Below are 13,779 nucleotides of genomic sequence, written 5' to 3' on the forward strand. Positions count from 1 at the left end.
CCGAGGAGTACGCCACCGTGGTCTCTCCGATCATCACCCCCGACGGTTCCCCGGTCCAGGGTCCGCTCGGCATGCTCGCCAAGGCCGCCTGGCAGATCCTGCTGGCCGCCGGACTCGTCTCGCTCGCCCTCGGGATCGTGGTCTTCGCCTGGCCCCAGGAGACACTGCTGGTGGTGGGCGTGCTGTTCGGTCTCTACCTGCTGGTGATCGGCGTCGTGCAGCTGGTCGCCGCGTTCGGCACCCACGCCACCACCGCGCTGCGGGTGCTGGCCTTCATCAGCGGCGCGATCTGCGTGCTGCTGGGACTGCTCTGCTTCCGCAGCGCGGTGCAGTCGCTGCTGCTGCTCGCGCTCTGGATCGGAATCGGCTGGCTCTTCCGCGGCATCACCCAGCTGGCCGCCGCGATCTCCGACCCGCTGATGCCGGCCCGCAGCTGGCAGGCCTTCGCGGGCGTGGCCAACACGCTGGCCGGCGTGCTGCTGATGGTCTGGCCGGTCGGGTCGATCACCGCGCTGGCCGTGCTGGCCGGCTGCTGGCTGGTGATCCTGGGCGTGGTCGAGATCGTGACGGCGATCCAGGTGCGCAGCCGCGCCAAGCAGCTCCCGTCCGGGGTCTGAGCAACGCAGCTCCGACCGGCGAACCCTTGCGCAGCTGGTCCCTGACCGGCTTGTCCCCGGCCGGCGAAGCCCTTGAGCAGCTGGTCCCTGACCAGCCGCTCTCCAGCAAGCGGCCCCGGAGGCCGCCGCCTCCGGCCGGAGCCGTCCCCCCGCCCCCGTTACGGGCGAGGGGCGTAGCCGAGCCGGAAGGTGGCGGCCTCCAGCCGTTCCGGGGTGAGCCGGACATCGGTCAGCCGCTCGGCCAGCGCGAACGCGGCCTCGGTGTGCAGCTCGTACCGCTCGCCGTCGAGCTGGAAGCCGCAGGCGGCCATCAGCTCGACGGTGCCCGGGGCGTCGGCGTCCGAGCCGTCCCGCTGGTCGGCGAAGAGCGGCTCGAACCGGAGCCGGCAGCCGCTCTGCTCCCACCAGTTGAAGTGGTCCTCCGCCATGGCGCCCCGGTAGTGCGAGACCAGCCGGGTGCCGTCGGTGAGGGCGGGGATGACCTCGTGCAGGCTGCCGAGGTAGCCGTACGGCTCCACCGCTAGGGCCCAGCCGTCCAGTTCGGTGACGGCGACGAGCAGCCGGTCGTCGTCCTCGCCGAGGAGGGCCTTGGCCTCCTCGTCCTCGCCGTCGTCGAAGGTCTCCCAGGCCTCGACCACCGTGTCCAGCCCGGTGACCTCGCGGCCGGGCACGGCGTCGAAGCGGCGCAGCAGTTCGTCGGCGGCGATCCCCTGGACGTGAGTGAGGCAGTAGGCCTTGCCCAGGACGGGGTAGCGCTGGTCGAACCAGGTGTAGTCGGTGGCGTGTGCGGCGGTCATGCGCAGATGCTGTCAGACGGCTCTGACAGCGACCCCGCCACCCCGGCTGAGAGCCGGCCCTGGGCAGTGCCGCCCCGGCTCAGAGCCAGGCCGGTGCGTCCGTCCCCCAACGCCCGGGCGGGCGCGACCAGTCGGCGGGCGCACCCTCGTAGCCGATCGGCGGCAGGGCGTGGCGCAGCCGCCCGTACGCGGAGTCCGTCTCGGCGAGCCACCGGGACGGGTCGTACGGCTCGGCGGTCCCACCCGGTACGGCGGCCTCCCGTTCGATGCCGTGCAGCAGCCAGGCGGCGGTGCCGGCCAGGGAGAAGCGCAGGTGGCGGCCGCCGGGGCGGCGGGTGCGCTGCTCGGTGAGGGCGCGCAGGACGGCGGCGGCGACGAGGTAGCCGGTGCCGTGGTCGAGGGCTTGGGCGGGCAGGACGCCGGGGTGGCCGTCGGGGGCGGCCTCGTGGGCGGCGATGCCGACGCCGGCCTGGACCAGGCTGTCGAAGCCGCGCCGCCCGGCCCACGGGCCGGTCCAGCCCCAGGCGCAGAGCTGGGCGACGATCAGGTCGGGGCGGCGGGCGAACAGCGCGTCGGGGGCAAGACCGTGGGCGTCCAGGGCGCCGGGGCGGTAGCCGGTGACGACGACGTCGGCGGTGGCGAGCAGTTCCTCGAAGACGGCCCGGTCGGTGGGCTCGGCGAGATCGAGGCGGGCCGAGCGCTTGCCGAAGCCGGTGTCGGCGTGGGCGTCCTCGGCCTCGGGCAGCCGGGGCGAGTCGATGCGCAGGACGTCGGCGCCGAGCAGGGCGAGGGTGCGGGTGGCGACCGGTCCGGCGATCACCCGGGTGAGGTCGAGGACCCGGACCCCGGCGGCGGGCCGGTCGACCGGGGCGTCGCCGAGCGCGCGGGCGGGCGCACCGCCGGCACCGGCGGTGGCGGTGGCACCGACTTCCCGGTACTCCACCAGGGGGTGCACGGCCGAACTCACCGGCGCGACGGCCACCGCGAGCGCCCCCGCCGCGTACGCGCGCTCCTGGACCTGCTCGGCCGGCAGTTTGCCGAGCACCTCCGCGAGCTGCTCGGGCCCGGCGTCCACGGCGAGGCCGAGGGCGGCCAGCAGCCGGGTGCGGTGGTGCGGGTAGTTGGCGTGGGTGCGCACCCAGCCGTCGGCGGTGCGCCAGAAGCCGGAGTGCGGGGCGAAGCTGACGGGCGTCCGGCCGTCGATCGTCAGGTGCCGCTCGCTGACGAAGGCGGTGGCGACCGCGCCCTGGTCCACCCGGACGGCGGGGACCGGACCGCCGCTGCGGAGGGCGGCGAGCTCGGCGGCGGCGAGCGAGCAGACGGCCACGGTGGCCCGGGCCAGGCGCCGCACCGGCAGGCCGGAGGGCAGGACGTCGTCCGGGCCGTGGAAGCGCACCCGCGCCGGCAGGTCGGCCGGTCCGCCGAGGGCCGTCCAGGCGTCGACGGTGGGACGGTCGGCGGGCTCACCCCCGGCGTTCACGGCGTTCACGGCCTTCACGCCCTTCACGGCGTTCACGGAACGGACAGGTCCTGCGGGCAGCGGACGATCAGTCATGCCCGGCATTGTGCTCCCTTTCCCGGGTGCCCGCCGTGACGCCCGCCACCAGCACCCGGCAGCGCCGCGGAGGCCGGGTAGGGTGCGAACCGGGGGCCGCGGCGGCCACCCGTACGGGGGCAGAGCGACGCACCACGACACGGGGGGATGAAGTGAATGTGATCCGCCGCCTCGAACTGGGGTATTTCGTCCGGCCGGCCTCCGAGGTGGGCGGCCCGGAGCCACGGGTGGAGCCGGTGCTCGCGTACCTGGTCCGGCGCCCGGAGGGGCTGCTGCTGTTCGACACCGGGATCGGCGGCGGCGCGCCGGAGACCGAGGCGCACTACCGCCCGGTCCGCCGTCCGCTGCCGGAGGCGCTCGCCACGGCCGGGGTCTCCGTCGCCGACATCGACCTGGTGGTCAACTGCCACCTGCACTTCGACCACTGCGGCGGCAACCCGCTGCTCGCCGGCACGACCGTCCTGGTCCAGGCGAGTGAGCTGGCCACCGCCCGGCGCGGCGACTACACCATCGACGCGCTGGTCGACTTCCCCGGCGTCGAGTACCGCGAGCTCGACGGCGAGGCGGAGGTCTGGCCCGGCGTCCGGGTGCTGCCCACCCCCGGCCACACCGAGGGCCACCAGTCGCTGCTGGTCGAGCGCCCGGGCGGCGGCCCGGTCCTGCTCGCCGGGCAGGCGTACGACTTCGCCACCGAGTACGGTCAGGCGCTGCTCGCCCGGCGGGCGGCGCGCGAGGGCGTGGCGGCGCCGCTGCCCGGCTACCGCGCCTGGCTCGACCGCGTGGCGGAGTACGGGCCGCGCCGGGTGCTGTTCGCGCACGACCACGCGGTGTGGGAGCCGGGCGAGTAGCCGTACCCGATGCCTCGGCACCCGGGATGTCGAACCCCGCGGACCGCTCAGAAGGTGATCAGAAGACGGTCAGAAGGCGGTTCAGAAGACGGTCAGAAGTCGGTTCAGAAGGCGAAGCCCAGCGAGCGGACCCGGTGGTCGAAACTGGACGGGACGAGCTCCGGCTCGCCGACCGAGCGCGCCTCGGGCAGGCGGGTGAACAGCTCCCGGAACAGTGCCGTCATCTCCTGCCGGGCCAGGTGCGCGCCAAGGCAGTAGTGCGGGCCGCCGCCGCCGTAGCCGAGGTGGGGGTTGGGCGTGCGGGTGATGTCGAAGGCGTCCGGGTCGGGGAAGACCGCGTCGTCGCGGTTGGCCGAACCGTAGAACAGGGCGACCTTCTCGCCCGCGCGCAGCAGGGGACCGCCGGGGCCGCCGAGCTCGTGGTCGACGGCGACGGTCCGGTTGAACTGGATGATCGGTGTGGCGTGGCGGACCATCTCGTCCACCGCGCCGCCGAGCCGCCCGTCCAGGTCGGAGAGGAGCAGGGCCCGCTGCTCGGGGTGGACGGTCAGCAGGTGCAGGCCGTGGGCGAGCGCGTTGCGGGTGGTCTCGACCCCGGCGACCAGCAGCAGGGTGAAGAAGGCGCCGAGCTCGCGGCCGGTGAGCCGGCGGCCGTCCACGTCGGCGGTGACCAGCGCGGAGATCAGGTCCTCGGCCGGTCGGCGCCGCCGCTCCCGGCCGATCCCGGCCACGATGCCCTGCATGCGGGCGAGCGCCCGCAGCCCGCGCCCGGGCGCCCGCAGCCGGTGGCGCAGCGAACGGGCCACGCCGATGTCCGCGGAGGTGCGGTTGACCAGGTCGAGGATGGCGCGGCGCGGCTGCTCGGGGATGCCCATCATGGTGCAGATCACCCGGAACGGGAGTTCGGCGGCGACCGCGGTCACGAAGTCCTCCGGCCGGTCCCGCTCGACCCGGTCGACCAGGGCGGCACTGATGCGCCGGACGTCCTCCTCGACCCGGCCGAGCAGCCGCGGCGTGAACGCCCGCGAGACGATCCGGCGCAGCTGGGCGTGGCGGGGGTCGTCCAGGTTGACCATCGAGTCGCCGAACAGCAGCCGCACCCAGCGGGCGGGGGCGGGGGTGGTGACGCCGGGGCCACTGAGGAAGACGGCGGGGGTGCGGCTGGCCTCGACCACGTCGGCGTGGCGGACCAGGGCGTGGAAGCCCTTGCCGGTGGCGCGGTCGCCGAAGAACACCGGACCGGGGCGGCGGCGCAGCTCGGCGAAGGCGGCGGCGCGGGCGGGGGCGGGCAGCCGCCAGAAGCGGGGGTCCGCGAGGTCGGCGAGGTCGGCGGTTCCGGCTGCGTCGGGCGTACCGCTCGCGTCGGGGGTCCTGGCTTCCTCGGTGGGCGCGCCCGAGTCGGCGGGCTTGGCAAAGTCGGCAAAGGACTCCGCGGGTTCCCTCGCGGCTCCCGTCAGGGCTTCGGCTGGGGCTTCCGTCGGGGTCGTCGGGGTCTCCAAGGCCGGACCTCCCTGCTCTGGACGTCGTCGCTCCGACACCTACGGAACGCACCGGCTCGTGCACATCTAGTGAGCAAGCGGTGAGTGCTTGTCAAACCGCACCGATGGTCGTACGAGCGGCTGTTCGGGTCGGCGCGCCGGGGAGGACGGCGGCGGAGCGGGCCGCCGGGCGGCCGGGCATGGTCTCACGGGCCGGAACCGGCCATGACCGGAGGGTGCGGTACGGACCGGGCGGGGTGAGTGCGACGATGAGTGCCATCGTGATGACCGACCGGATCCGCCTGCTGCGCGCCGCGGTCTTCGCCGCGCTGTGCGTGGCGATGGCCGCCACCGCGCACGTCGCCATGGCCGGATCCGGGGTCTCCCCGACGGTGCTGGCCGGCGCGTTCGGGGCGGTCCTGGGGCTGACCTGGCTGCTCGCCGGCAAGCGGCGCGGGCTCGGTGCGATCAGCGTCTGGATGATCGCCGCGCAGACCGCACTGCACCAGCTGTTCGAACAGGCCGGGGCGCTCGGCCGAAGGGGCGGCGGCCTCGGCCGGCTCGCCACCACGGACTGGGCCGCCCTGCTGCTCTGCAACCCGGACCGCGCGCCCGGCGGGCTCTCGCCGGTCGAGCTGGCCCGGATGGCGGGCATCGACCCGGACGTGCCGCCGACCGCCGGCAGCCTGCGCCCGATGGCCGGAATGCACCACGGTGCCGCGGGGGCAGGGGCCTCCGCCGACGGGACGGCCATGGACATGGGCCTGCCCGGGATGGCGGGGATGCCCGGCATGTCCCACCCGATGCCCGGAGGCATGTCCGACCCGACGACGGGCGGCCTGACGCACGACATGGCGGGCGGCATGTCCCACGGGATGTCCCACGGCATGTCGCTGGGGATGGCCGCCGCCCACGTGCTGGCCGCGCTGGCCTGCGCGCTACTGCTCTGGCGTGGTGACGCGGCACTGGTGCGGCTCTTCGACCTGCTCGGCGCGTTCGGCGCCGTCGTCGCGGGCGCCTTGCTGCTCCCACTGCTGGCGCTCTTCGCGCGCCCCTTCGGCTACCGGGCCCCGGCGCCGCCCAGGCCCGCCGACGACCGAGCCCGGCCGCCCCGGTCGGTGCTGCTCACGCATGCCGTGGTCCGGCGCGGGCCGCCGGCGTTCGCCCTCGCCTGCTGACGCGCCCGCCGCCGCAGTCCCCCGGCCGCCTCCGGCCCCCGGAACCCCGCGACGGGCAGGTCGCCCTGCCGCACGGCCGTGCCTTCCACCGCCGTACCGCCAGGGCGCGGGCCCGCGTCCACCGCCGCGCATCCCGGCTCTCCGGGAGGCACGGCATGCCGCGCGGCCGCCCACGGACGCCGACGGTGCCGCCCTGAGCAGCACCGTTCCCAGCCTTCCCCTCGGGACCTTTCCATGCCTGACTACGACGGCGCACCGGCCCCGGCCGGCGCCACCGTCCTACCGCTCCGTGGCCTGTGGGCCTTCCGGAGCGCGACCGCCCGGCCCCTCGGCCGGCCCGATCTCCGTCAGCCCGATCTCCTTCAGTCCGGCGTCCTTCAGCCCGGCGAGCAGGCGGGCCGACCACTCCGGCGGCGGCCCGTCGGCGGCGCCCGCCCGGACGTGGCCGCGCAGCAGCTCCGCCCGGTCCAGCCACTCCCGGCAGCCGGTGCAGCGCGCAACGTGCTTGTCGAGCCGTGCCTGCGCCAGACCGCTCGGTTCGCCGTCGAGCCGGGCGGACAGAGCGGTACGGAACTGCGCGCATCTCATATGCCCATCGTCCCGCACGACCACCGAGGCGGGACCGGCCGGGTCGGAGGCCGCCGTGGATGACGAGCAGCTCACCGCACTCGCACTGACCGCCCGCTCCGGCCGGGCGGCAGACGTCGAGGCCTTCGTCCGCGCGACCCAGCGCGACGTCTGGCGCTTCGTCGCCCACCTGACCGACGTGCAGTCCGCCGACGACCTCGCACAGGAGACCTTCTTGCGCGCACTACGCAGCCTGCCCGCGTTCGCGGGGCGCTCCTCGGCCCGCACCTGGCTGCTCTCGATCGCCCGGCGCACGGTGATCGACCGCTACCGGATGGCCGCCGCCCGGCCACGCCTCGCGGCACTGCCGGACTGGCAGGAGGCGGCGGAGCGACAGAGCGGCGTGCCGGGGGCCGGATTCGAGGACGGCATCGCACTCGACGACCTGCTCGACCGGGTGCCCGCCCAGCGGCGGGAGGCCTTCGTCCTGACCCAGGTCGTCGGGCTGAGCTACGCCGAGGCGGCCGAGGTCGCCGGCTGCCCCGTCGGCACCGTCCGCTCCCGGGTTGCCCGGGCACGGGAGGAACTGATCGCGCGCCTGCGGGCGGCCGAGGCCGTGGAGCTCGTGGCCGCCTGCTGAGCGGCGACGGCGAAACAGCCGACAGATGACAGATTTCGAAATCTGTCGGCTGTCGGCTGTCGGCTGTCGGCTGTCGGCTGTCGGCTGTCGGCTGTCGGCTGAAATCTGTCACTCGTTCGCTGAACACCGCCACCGAAAAATTCCCCCAAGTGTTCGGAACCGGAGCCGTCGCGCCCCCGACTGCTGTACCGGACCCCGCCGCCGGGGCGGTGTCCGGTACGGCAGAACGGGAACGGAGGGACTCCATGGCAGCGCAACAGCCGACGGCCGCCGACTCACTGACGGGCAGTCAGCCACAACCCGTCGACCGCTGGAGCCTGGTCGTGGCCGCGGGCCTGCTCTCGTTCGTCGCGATGCTCGACATGAACGTGGTCAACCTCGCGCTCACCGACATCTCGGCCGGCCTGCACGTCTCCCCCGGGGTCGCCCAGTGGGCCGTTCTCGGCTACCAACTCCCGCTCGTCGCACTCCTCCTGCCCGCCGGACGGTGGCTGGACCAGGTCGGCACCCGGTCCGCGCTGCTGCTCGCGGTCGGCTGCTTCGCCGGTTGCAGCGTGCTGGCGGCCGCGGCCCCGTGGGCGGGTTGGCTGATCGCGGCCCGGCTGCTGCAGGGCGCCTTCGGGGCCGTCCTCTTCGTCCTGATGCCGGTGCTCGCCGCGACGTCCGTCCGATCCGAGTTGCGCGGGCGGGCGATGAGCGTGCCCGCGACCCTCGGACCGCTCGGCGCCGTGACCGGTCCGGTCGTCGGCGGCCTGCTGCTGGACCACCTCGGCTGGCGGGCGATCTTCCTGGTCAAGCTGCCGGTCTGCCTGGCCGCCGTGCTGATCGTGCGGCGGCACGCCCCGCGGCGCGGCGGGCTGCGCCTGCCCGACCGGGGCTCGCTCGGCGACGCCGCCCTGATCGGTGGTGCCATGGCCGCCGTCCTGCTCGGGCTCACCCTGGCCCCGGAGGCGCCGCAGTGGCTCCTGCTGGCGCTGCCCGCCGCGCCGCTGGTGCTGCTGTGGCTGCGCCGCCCCGGCGGCCGGCCGGTGGCCGAGGTGCTGCGGGCCGCCGGGACCGCCGGGGTCAACGCCTCGGTGCTGGCGCTCGCCGCCGGCTTCGCGGCCTGCCACTACCTGCTCGCCCAGCACCTGCGCGGCCCTCGGGGCGAGAGCGCCACGGCCACCGCGCTGACCATGCTGGCGTTCCCGCTCGGCATGGTGCTGGCCGGGCGGGTCGGCGGCCGACTGGCCGACCGTTGGGGCGCCCGACCGACCGCGCTCACCGGCGCCGCCGTCACCACTCTCGGCCTGGCCCTGCTCGTCCCGCTGGACGCCGGCTGGTCCGCCCTCGACATCGCCGCCCGGCTCGCCCTCGCCGGTGCCGGGATGGGCCTCAACGGCGGCCCCACCCAGGCCCTGGTGATGACCGCCTCCCCGCCCGGAAAGCTCGCCACCGCCGGGTCCGCCGTCCAACTCGCCCGCAGCCTCGGCTTCGCCGTCGGACCGGCCCTCGCCACCGCCGCCGCGTCGGCCGGGAGCCGCGACACCACCGGGACCCGCGCCGGGATCGCCCTGGCCGCCGCGGTCGCGGCGACCGCCGTCGCCCTGCTCGCCCTGCACCGCCGCCGCCCCACGACCTGACAGTCCGCGCACCGTACCGAAGGACCACCCCAGATGACCGACACGATCCCCGACACCGCCCCCGACCCGATACCCGGCCCCGCCCCCGACCCGATCGCCGACCCTGTCCCCGGCTCGGCCGCGACCTACGACACCCCGCGTTGCCCGTACGGGTACGACCGGCTTCCCTCCCCCGTCCCGCTGTACGGTCCGGCGTACAAGAGCGACCCGTACCCGCTGTACCGGCGGATGCGCGAGGCCGGGCCGGTGCACCGGGTGGAGTTCCCGAGCGGCATCCACGCCTGGCTGGTCACCGGCTACCAGGCCGCCCACGCGGCCCTCAACGACCCGCGCCTCGGCAAGAACCACGCGCTGGGCAACGACGATTGGCGCCGACTCGCGTCGATCATGCCCGAGCCGCAGCACTCGCAGCTCCAGGTCCACCTGCTCCACCAGGACCCGCCCAAGCACACCTCGATGCGCCGGCTCGTCCTGGACGCCTTCGCGCCGCGCCGGGTGGAGTCCCTGCGCCCCCGGCTTCAGGAGCTGGCCGACGCCCTGGTGGACGAGCTGCCCGAGGCCGGCGGCGCCGACCTGGTGGCCGGTTTCGCAGCCCACTACCCCTTCCGGGTGCTCGCCGAAGTCATCGGCCTCCCAGCCGAGTTGGCGGACCGCTTCGACCGTGACTGGGGCAAGGTGGTCCAGCCCGTCGGCCCGCAGGACCCCGGCCGCCCGGCGTACGAGGCGCGGCTGCGCGGCCTGCAGCGGTACATCGCCGACGTGGTCGCCCGCAAGCGCGCCGACTGCCGGGAGCCCGGCTGGACGGAGTCCGAGGACCTGCTCGGCCGGCTCGTCGCCGCCCACGACGCGGGCGAGTTGAGCCGCGAGGAGCGGGACTCCATGGTGTTCCAACTGCTGGTCGCCGGGCAGGAGCCGGTCACCAACCAGATCACCACCATGCTGATCGCCCTGCTGCGCCACCCCGAGCAGCTCGACCGGTTGCGCGACGGCATCGACGAGCCCGGCCTGCTCGACCGTGCGGTGGAGGAACTGCTCCGCCACGACGCCGCGTTCGAGCTCACCACCTGGCGGTTCTTCGCCGAGGACAGCGACCTGTTCGGCACCACCGTGCCGGCCGGCGACTCGGTGATCGTCTCGCTCTGCGCCGCCAACCGCGACGAATCCCGGTTCCCCGAGGCCGACCGCCTCGACCTCGACCGCTCCCCCAACGCCCACCTCGCCTTCGGCCACGGCATCCACTACTGCCCCGGCGCCGCCCTGGCCCGGGCCGAACTCCGGATCGCCATCGGCACCCTGCTCACCCGCCTGCCCGGGCTGCGCCCGGCGAATGCCCCCGGGGACGACCTGGCCGACCTCACCTGGATCCCCGCCGTCCTGGCCCGCGGGGTCAACCGCCTCCCCGTCGCCTACGACCGGCGCCGCTGACCGCCGCTGACCCGGGGCCCCCCGCATCCGATACCCGGCTCCGCCTGCCCGAGCCCGCCCCACACCACCATCCGTGGAGGACCCACCATGCCGCCCGCCGGCACCGCCACCACTCCGATCACCGTCACCGGCACCGGCACCGGATCAGGACCCACGGCCGAGGCCGAGCGCCTCGCCGCCCGCATCCTCGATCTCCTGCTGCCGAACCGCCGCGCCGCCGACCCGGAGTTCGACGCCCGACCGGAGCACTTCCCGCTGCAGCTCGCGCAGTTGGCGGACTTCATCGCCGCCGGCGAACCGATCGTGTTCACCCTGCCCGGGTTCCCCTGCAAGTCGCCGAACCCGGCGAAGGTGCTCGGCCACCTGCCCGACGAGGGCGAACGACTGTCGCTGACCTTCCTCGACCGGCTCTGCGCCGAGATCGGCCGCCTCCACGAGCCCGGCGCCCGGATGCTGATCTGCTCCGACGGGCACATATTCGGCGACCTGATCAACGTCCCGGACGACCACATCGACGCCTATTCCGACGAGTTGACCGCCATGATCGCCCGCGAGGGTCTCGGCCACCTCGCCACCTTCGACCTGCGGGCCGTCCTCGGCGACCTCCCGTACGACGAGAAGAGAGCCCGGGTGCACGAGCGCTACGCCCCCACCGTCGAGGAGTTGCGCGAGCAGGTGCTGGCCGAGGAGGAGACCCTTCGGCTCTACCGCGGCATCACCCGCTTCCTCACCGAGGACTCCATCGGCTTCACCGGCACCCGCTCGGCCCTGCAGCGGGAGTGCCGCCGCCGCGCCTACGGGGTGATCCAGCGCAGCCGTGCCTGGGGCGAGTTGATCGCCGAGCAGCACCCCCGGGCCGTCCGGCTCTCCATCCACCCGCAGCCGGCCGGCGTCTCCAAGTTCGGCATCCGGCTGCTGGCAGCGGCCGACGTCTGGACCACGCCCTGGCATTCCTCGGCACTCCACCGAGCGGACGGTGGATGGGAGTTGCTACGCAGCGAGGAGGCCGCACGGCTCGGCCGGCTGGTGCTGCGCGACGGCCGACCGAGCCACTACGAGGGCCACGTCGAAGGCCATGTCGAGGGCCATGGCCAGAGCGACGACCGGGGCCACGACCCGGGCCACGGCCAGAGCCACGACGCGAGCCGCTGAAAGGCGGACTACGTCCCGATCACGGAGGCCACCGCACCGGCCGGGGTGCGGTGGTCGAAGGCGATCAGCGGGTCGCCGGTGAGCGGGTGCTCGATCACCGCCGCCCGTACCCCGAAGACCTCCGCCAGCAGCTCGGGGGTCAGTACCTCGCGCGGCGCCCCCGAGGCCACCAGGGCGCCGCGGTGCAGGACGTGCAGCCGGTCGCAGACCGAGGCGGCGGCGTTGAGGTCGTGCAGGGCGACCAGCGTGGTGCGGCGCTGCTCGCGCAGCAGGGCGAGGAGTTCGACCTGGTGCCGGACGTCCAGGTGGTTGGTCGGCTCGTCCAGCACCAGGACGTCCGGCTGCTGCGCGAGCGCGCGGGCCAGCAGCACTCGTTGCCGTTCCCCGCCGGACAGTTGGGTGAAGCGGCGGTCGCCGGCGGTCGCCATGCCGACCCGGGCCAGGGCCTCGGCGGTGATCCGGTGGTCCTCGGCGTCGTCGGCGGCGAAGGCCCGCTTGTACGGGGTGCGGCCCATCGCGACCACCTCGCGGACGCTCAACTCGAAGTCCCCGCCGCGCTCCTGGGGCAGCGCGCCGATGTGCCGGGCGGACTGGGCCGGCCGCAGCTCCGCCAGGTCCCGCCCGGCCAGCAGCACCCGCCCGGTGCTCGGCCGCAGGTGCCGGTAGACGGTGCGCAGCAGGCTGGACTTGCCGCTCCCGTTGGGCCCGACCAGTCCGGCGATCTCCCCCTCCTCGGCGACCAGGTGGACCCCGGCCACCACCGTCCGCCCGGCCAGGGCGACACTCAAGTCCTCGACGGCGATCCTCAATTGCGCTCCAGTCGTCGGTCCAGCAGGTAGAGCAGGGTGGGGGCACCGAGGACGGCGGTGACCACGCCGATCGGCAGTTCCTGGCCGTCCAGGGCGGTGCGGGCCACGGTGTCGACGACGACCAGCAGCAGCGCCCCGGTGAGCGCGGACAGCGGCAGCAGGCGCCGGTGGTCGCCGCCGAGGAGCAGGCGGCAGACGTGCGGCACCATCAGGCCGACGAAGCCGATCGCGCCGGAGACGGCGACCAGCATCCCGGTGAGCACGCTGGTGACGACGAAGACCTCGCGGCGCAGTCGGGCGACGTCCACGCCGAGCCCGGCGGCCGTCTCGTCACCCATCAGCATCGCGTTGAGCCCCCGGGCACGGGCCTGCAGCAGGGCCAGGCCGAGCGCCACGGCTACGGCGGGGACGGTGAGCTGGGCCCAGACGGTGCCGCCGAGGCTGCCCATGAGCCAGAACAGCACGCCCCGGGTCTGCTGCTCGTCGCGGGTCTGCAGGACGAGGTAGCTGGTGACGCCGCCGAGGAACTGGGCGATGCCGATGCCCGCGAGGACCAGGCGCAGCGGGGAGAAGCCGCCGCCGCGCCGGGCCATCAGCCAGACCAGGGAGAAGGCGGCGAGCGCGCCGGCGAACGCCGCCAGGGAGACGGTGAGGCCGAGCGCGCTGCCGAAGGAGAGCTGGAGCCCGAAGGTGGTGCCGAGGACGATGGCGGCGACCGCCCCGAGGGAGGCGCCGGAGGAGATGCCGAGGAGGTACGGGTCGGCGAGCGGGTTGCGGACCAGCGCCTGGACGGCGGTGCCGACCAGGCCGAGACCGGCGCCCACCACGGCCGCCAACAGGGCGCGCGGGACGCGAAGTTGCCAGACGATGAGGTCGCGAGTGCCGGGTTCGGCGGCCCGCCCGGTGAGCCGGCGGGCGACCACCGACCACACCTCGCCGGGCGGGATGTCCACCGCGCCGAGCGAGACGGCTGCGGTCAGCGCGAGCACCAGGGCGACGGTGAGGACGGCGGCCAGCGGCCCGGCCCGCAGCGTGCGGGCCGGGCGGCCGGTGCCGGCTGCCTCGTTCGCGGTCTCGGCCTCGGCCTCGGC

Annotated in this window: 13 protein-coding genes; 7 read left to right on the forward strand and 6 right to left on the reverse strand. The window is 75.0% G+C overall.

Annotated features, from left to right (window positions below; translation table 11 throughout):
- The first annotated feature begins 17 nt into the window (after positions 1 to 17).
- A complete protein-coding gene (locus tag ACZ52J_RS21310; protein ID WP_360490301.1) occupies positions 18 to 617 on the forward strand; it encodes an HdeD family acid-resistance protein in 600 nt (199 codons plus the stop codon).
- 158 nt (positions 618 to 775) lie between these two features.
- Here ACZ52J_RS21310 and ACZ52J_RS21315 read toward each other — a convergent pair whose 3' ends face one another.
- Together ACZ52J_RS21315 and ACZ52J_RS21320 are read right to left on the reverse strand one after the other, a co-directional pair.
- Entirely contained in the window at positions 776 to 1,414 is a 639-nt protein-coding gene (locus ACZ52J_RS21315) for a DUF6461 domain-containing protein (protein ID WP_465620772.1), read from the reverse strand.
- Between the two features lie 79 nt (positions 1,415 to 1,493).
- Positions 1,494 to 2,969 carry a CoA transferase gene (locus ACZ52J_RS21320; RefSeq protein ID WP_465620774.1) on the reverse strand — a complete coding sequence of 492 codons (1,476 nt, stop codon included), beginning with the start codon at positions 2,967 to 2,969 and terminating at the stop codon, positions 1,494 to 1,496.
- Between the two features lie 161 nt (positions 2,970 to 3,130).
- Between ACZ52J_RS21320 and ACZ52J_RS21325 the strand changes: the two genes are divergently transcribed.
- The gene (locus tag ACZ52J_RS21325; protein WP_360490727.1) at positions 3,131 to 3,817 is read left to right on the forward strand and encodes an N-acyl homoserine lactonase family protein; all 687 of its coding nucleotides are present in this window, start codon (positions 3,131 to 3,133) and stop codon (positions 3,815 to 3,817) included.
- A gap of 104 nt (positions 3,818 to 3,921) precedes the next feature.
- Here ACZ52J_RS21325 and ACZ52J_RS21330 read toward each other — a convergent pair whose 3' ends face one another.
- The gene (locus ACZ52J_RS21330; RefSeq protein ID WP_465620895.1) at positions 3,922 to 5,109 is read right to left on the reverse strand and encodes a cytochrome P450; all 1,188 of its coding nucleotides are present in this window, start codon (positions 5,107 to 5,109) and stop codon (positions 3,922 to 3,924) included.
- Between the two features lie 455 nt (positions 5,110 to 5,564).
- On the opposite strand from ACZ52J_RS21330, the gene ACZ52J_RS21335 reads away from it, so the two are divergent.
- Positions 5,565 to 6,473: a hypothetical protein gene (locus ACZ52J_RS21335; protein ID WP_465620776.1), complete on the forward strand. Its 909-nt coding sequence runs from the start codon at positions 5,565 to 5,567 to the stop codon at positions 6,471 to 6,473.
- A gap of 279 nt (positions 6,474 to 6,752) precedes the next feature.
- On the opposite strand, the gene ACZ52J_RS21340 is transcribed toward ACZ52J_RS21335, so the two are convergent.
- Positions 6,753 to 7,061, reverse strand: a complete 309-nt coding sequence (locus tag ACZ52J_RS21340) for a zf-HC2 domain-containing protein (RefSeq protein ID WP_465620778.1) — start codon at positions 7,059 to 7,061, stop codon at positions 6,753 to 6,755.
- Positions 7,062 to 7,116: 55 nt separating this feature from the next.
- Here ACZ52J_RS21340 and ACZ52J_RS21345 point away from each other — a divergent pair, with 55 nt between their 5' ends.
- The 4 genes from ACZ52J_RS21345 to ACZ52J_RS21360 all read left to right on the forward strand — a co-directional run bounded on the left by ACZ52J_RS21345 (position 7,117) and on the right by ACZ52J_RS21360 (position 11,879).
- Positions 7,117 to 7,680, forward strand: coding sequence for a sigma-70 family RNA polymerase sigma factor (locus tag ACZ52J_RS21345; RefSeq protein ID WP_465620779.1), 564 nt, complete (start codon positions 7,117 to 7,119; stop codon positions 7,678 to 7,680).
- Between the two features lie 245 nt (positions 7,681 to 7,925).
- Positions 7,926 to 9,302 carry an MFS transporter gene (locus ACZ52J_RS21350; RefSeq protein ID WP_465620780.1) on the forward strand — a complete coding sequence of 459 codons (1,377 nt, stop codon included), beginning with the start codon at positions 7,926 to 7,928 and terminating at the stop codon, positions 9,300 to 9,302.
- Between the two features lie 33 nt (positions 9,303 to 9,335).
- Positions 9,336 to 10,727, forward strand: a complete 1,392-nt coding sequence (locus ACZ52J_RS21355) for a cytochrome P450 family protein (protein WP_465620782.1) — start codon at positions 9,336 to 9,338, stop codon at positions 10,725 to 10,727.
- Between the two features lie 87 nt (positions 10,728 to 10,814).
- Complete coding sequence (locus ACZ52J_RS21360) at positions 10,815 to 11,879, forward strand: L-tyrosine/L-tryptophan isonitrile synthase family protein (RefSeq protein ID WP_465620783.1); 1,065 nt, start codon at positions 10,815 to 10,817, stop codon at positions 11,877 to 11,879.
- Positions 11,880 to 11,887: 8 nt separating this feature from the next.
- On the opposite strand, the gene ACZ52J_RS21365 is transcribed toward ACZ52J_RS21360, so the two are convergent.
- Together ACZ52J_RS21365 and ACZ52J_RS21370 are read right to left on the reverse strand one after the other, a co-directional pair.
- A complete protein-coding gene (locus ACZ52J_RS21365; RefSeq protein ID WP_465620785.1) occupies positions 11,888 to 12,688 on the reverse strand; it encodes an ABC transporter ATP-binding protein in 801 nt (266 codons plus the stop codon).
- The gene (locus ACZ52J_RS21370) at positions 12,685 to 13,704 is read right to left on the reverse strand and encodes a FecCD family ABC transporter permease (RefSeq protein WP_465620897.1); all 1,020 of its coding nucleotides are present in this window, start codon (positions 13,702 to 13,704) and stop codon (positions 12,685 to 12,687) included. The genes ACZ52J_RS21365 and ACZ52J_RS21370 overlap by 4 nt, the downstream gene beginning before the upstream one ends.
- Between the last annotated feature and the right edge of the window lie 75 nt (positions 13,705 to 13,779).

This window comes from Kitasatospora sp. NPDC034035 (assembly GCF_055575755.1).